Annotated in this window: 1 protein-coding gene; it reads right to left on the reverse strand. The window is 69.2% G+C overall.

What is annotated here, in order from left to right:
* The coding region (locus KUM32_RS37825; protein ID WP_217146354.1) for a type I polyketide synthase at positions 1-4,753 on the reverse strand (4,753 nt) is incomplete at both ends.

Consider the following 4,753-nt stretch of genomic DNA (forward strand, 5'->3'; position numbering starts at 1 on the left):
GGTAAGGAGATGGCCTTCCAGTCCGTCACCGGTGTCGATCGAACCGGTGCCATATCCCATGAACGCGGCGCCCACGAACACGCCCACCGGGCGTCCCGTCAAGCTCCGCGGGTCCACACCCGCACGCTCGAACGCCTCCCACGACGTCTCCAGCAACAACCGCTGCTGCGGATCCATCGCCAACGCCTCACGCGGCGAAATCCCGAACAACCCCGCATCAAACTCACCGGCGTCATACAAGAACCCGCCCTCACGGGCATAGAACGTCCCCACATGATCCGGATCCGGATGGTAGAGCGCCTCCAGATCCCAGCCACGATCCGTCGGGAACTCCCCGATCCCGTCCCTACCAGAGGCCACCAGATCCCAGTACTCCTCTGGCGTCTCCACCCCGCCCGGCAACCGCAGCCCCATACCCACGATCACAACCGGATCCTCGGAGGCCACCACCGCCACACCGGACTCCACCACCGGAGCAGTCACCCCAGCCACCAGCTCCAGCACAAACCCAGCCAGCCGCTCCGCGTCCGGATAGTCGAACACAAGCGTCGCGGGCAACGCCAGCGCAGTCGCGGTCTGGAGACGGTTACGCAGTTCCACCGCCGTCAGTGAGTCAAAACCCAGCTCCTTGAACGCCCGGTCGGATTCGACCGCACCGGCCGAGGCATACCCCAGAACAGCCGCAACCTCCCCCCGCACCACATCCAGCACCACACGCCGCCGCTCCTCCGACGACAGACCCGCCAACCGCGCAGCAAGGCCGGACTCCGACTCCCCCACGCCCGAAACCAGCTCAACAGCCTCCGGCAGACCAGACAGAAGAGGCCGTTCCCTGGCCGCGGTGAACAACGGCAGGAACTCCGACCACCGCACATCCGCGACCGTCACGGCCGCATCACGCGCCCCCACCGCGAACGCCAGCGCGGTGAGCGCGCGATCCGGGTCCATCGGAGTCAGCCCACGACGCCGCAACTGCATCGCAGTGTCCTCATCGGCGGCCATACCGACCTCGGCCCACGGACCCCACGCCACAGCCGTACCCGACAGCCCCTGCGCCCGACGCCGAACGATCAGAGCATCCAACGCCGCATTCGCAGCCCCATACGCAGCCTGCCCCGCACTCCCCCACACACCGGAGATCGACGAGAACACCACGAACGCATCGACATCACCCACCAACGCGTCCAGATGCAACGCCCCGTCGACCTTGCCCCGCACCACCCGCTCCAGATGCGCCACATCAGCCTCAGCCAACGGCACATCCTCACCCACACCAGCCGCATGCACCACCGCATCGACAGACCCGACACCTGCCAACAACGCCTCGACCGCAGCCCGGTCAGCCAGATCACACGCATGGATCTCCGCACCCGGCAACTCAGCCAGCAACTCCGCCGCCCCGGGCGCCTCCGCACCACGCCGCGACACCAGCACCAACCGCTCAGCACCGCGCTCCGACACCCAACGCGCCACCTGCGCCCCGAGCCCACCGGTCCCCCCGGTGATCAGCACCGTGCCCCGCGGACGCCACACCTCACCCTGCGAAGCAGGCGCATGCACCAGACGCCGCACCAGCACGCCAGCACCACGCACCGCAACCTGATCCTCCGCACCGAGCACGCCCGCCAGCACAGCAGCGACCCGGCCCGAAGCCCGCCGATCCAGCTCAGCAGGCAGATCCAGCAGACCACCCCACCACTCGGGATACTCCAGCGCGACGGCGCGCCCGAAGCCCCACAGCGCCGCCTGGTCGATGTCCGCCGCGCCGTCTGCACGCCCCGTGGCCACCGCGCCCCGGGTCACCAGCCACAGCGGAGCTCGACACCCGGCCTCCGCCAACCCCTGGGCCCAGCCGAGCGCGTCGACCAGAGATGTCGGCGATGCGACGAGGCCCGTGACATCGAGTCCGACGAGTTGTTCCCGGTCGGTCACCGGCAGCACCGACGCGCCCAGCGCCGTCAGCAGCTCAGCGAGGCCGTGGACATCCTCTCCGACAACTGCCCACTCGCCGTCGAGTCGGGCGTCGGACGCAACCGTCACCGGTTCCCAGTCGACCTGGTATCGCCAGCCGTCGACCAGTGATCGTTCCCGCCCTCGCGCCCGCCAGGACGCCAGCGCCGGCACCAGGCCTTCGAGCGCGGTGGTCGTGACTCCCAACTCGACAGCCAGCGCCGACAGGTCGTTCCGCTCGACGGTGGACCAGAAGTCCGCGTCGTCCCGGCCCGGCTCCAACGCCCGGTCAGCGCGGGTCTCGTCCGGCCAGAACCGTTCCCGCTGGAAGGCGTACGTCGGCAGCTCGGCCGGCTGGACCCCGGTGAACAGCGGCGACCAGTCCACCGATACGCCGTTGACGTGGAGGGTGGCCAGCGCCGTGAGCGCGGTGGTGACCTCGTCGCGGTCACGGCGCAGCAGCGGAACGGCAACCGTCTCCGGCTGCTGCACGAGGGCACTCAGCACCGCGTCCGGGCCCAGTTCCACGAACCGGGTGACGCCGTCGAGCGCGCTGACCGCGTCGGCGAACCGGACCGGCCGCCGGACCTGCTCCACCCAGTACTCCGCATCAGACCACTGCCCCGGCTCCACCACCCGCCCAGACACCGTCGACACCGCCGGCACCGACGGCTCACTGAAGGACAGCCCGCGCACCACCGCACGGAACTCCGCCAGCATCGGCTCCACCAACCGCGAATGGAACGCATGACTGGTCCGCAGACGCGACGTCTTCCAACCACGCCCGGCAACCCGGTCGATGTCAGCCTCACACCCGGCCACCACCACCGAACCCGGCCCGTTCACCACGGCGATATCGACGTCGGGGAACTCCGCGAGCACATCGGCCTCGGAGGCCATGACCGCGAGCATCGCCCCACCAGACGGCAACGCCTGCATCAAACGACCCCGAGCCGTCACCAGCGTGACCGCATCCTCCAGCGACAACACCCCCGCCACATACGCCGCCGCAACCTCACCGACCGAGTGGCCGACCAGGACATCGGCCCGCACACCCCACGACGAAAGCAAGGCATGCAACGCCACCTCGACCGCGAACAACGCAGGCTGCGCATACCCCGTCTCGTGAATCAGCTCCTCATCACCCAGCACCACCGACAACGGACGGTCCAGATGCACGTCCACATACAACGCCACCTGATCGAAAGCATCCGCGAACACCGGGAACGCCTCATACAACCCCCGGCCCATCCCCACCCGCTGCGCACCCTGACCCGTGAACAGGAACGCAACCCGACCAGCACGAGCCACCCCACTCAGAGCGCCCGCACCCGCCGCCACCGCATCCAGCCCACCCACCAGCTGGACCCGATCACCCGCCAGCACCACCGCCCGATGCGCCAGCGCAGCCCGCCGCATGGATGCCGCACCGACGCCACTCAGGTCGGCCCCTTCGGTCACAGCCCGCAGCACACGCTCGGCCTGACTCCGCAGCGCATCCGCCGTGTGCCCGGACACCACGACCGGCACCATCGGCAACGGCACGACACCCGAAGCGGGTTCCGCAGCCACGGGTTCCTCAATGATGACGTGGGCGTTCGTACCGCTCATGCCGAACGAAGAGATACCCGCCCGACGCTGCCGCCCCTCAGCGACCTCCCACGGTCGGGCCTCGGTCAGCAGGCGCACCGCGCCCGAGGCCCACTCCACGTGCGGGGACGGCTCATCCACGTGCAACGTCGCCGGCAGCACACCGTGCCGCATGGCCAGCACCATCTTGATGATCCCGGCAACACCCGCAGCCGCCTGCGTATGACCGATGTTCGACTTCACCGAACCCAGCCACAACGGCTCACCGCCACGGCCCCGCCCCTGGCCATACGTCGCCAGCAACGCCTGCGCCTCGATCGGATCACCCAGACTCGTCCCGGTGCCGTGCGCCTCCACCACATCCACCTCGGACGCAGCCAGGCCGGCCTGCGCCAGCGCCGCACGAATCACCCGCTGCTGCGACGGACCATTCGGCGCCGTCAACCCGTTCGACGCACCGTCCTGATTCACCGCCGTACCACGCACCACCGCCAGCACCCGACGGCCCGCGGCACGCGCCGACGAGAGCCGCTCCACCAGCAGCATCCCCGCACCCTCGGACCAGCCCGTCCCGTCCGCCCCCGCACCGAACGACTTACACCGACCATCCGCAGCAAGCCCCCGCTGACGAGAGAACTGAATGAAGGTCTCCGGCCCCGACATCACGGCCACGCCACCGACCAGTGCCATGGAGCACTCACCGGACCGCAGGGCCTGCACCGCCAGGTGCAGCGCGACCAACGACGACGAACACGCCGTGTCCACCGTCACCGCCGGCCCTTCGAGGCCGAACGTGTAGGAGACCCGGCCGGAGACGACACTGCCGGACGTGCCGGTCAGGAGGTGGCCCTCCAGTTCCTCGGGCAGCCTCCCGGCCAGGTCGGCGTAGTCGAGACTGTTCATGCCGGCGAACACGCCGATCTGCTCACCGCGCAGCGACAGCGGGTCTATCCCGGCGCGCTCGAACGCCTCCCACGACGTCTCCAGCAGCAACCGCTGCTGCGGATCCATCGCCAACGCCTCACGCGGCGAAATCCCGAACAACCCCGCATCAAACTCACCGGCGTCATACAGGAACCCGCCCTCACGGACATACGACGTCCCCGCATGATCCGGATCCGGATGGTACAACGACTCCAGATCCCAGCCCCGGTCCACCGGGAACCCACCAACCGCATCCCCACCCGAAGCGACCAGCCCCCACAACGCCTCC

The organism is Streptomyces sp. AC627_RSS907 (assembly GCF_019049165.1).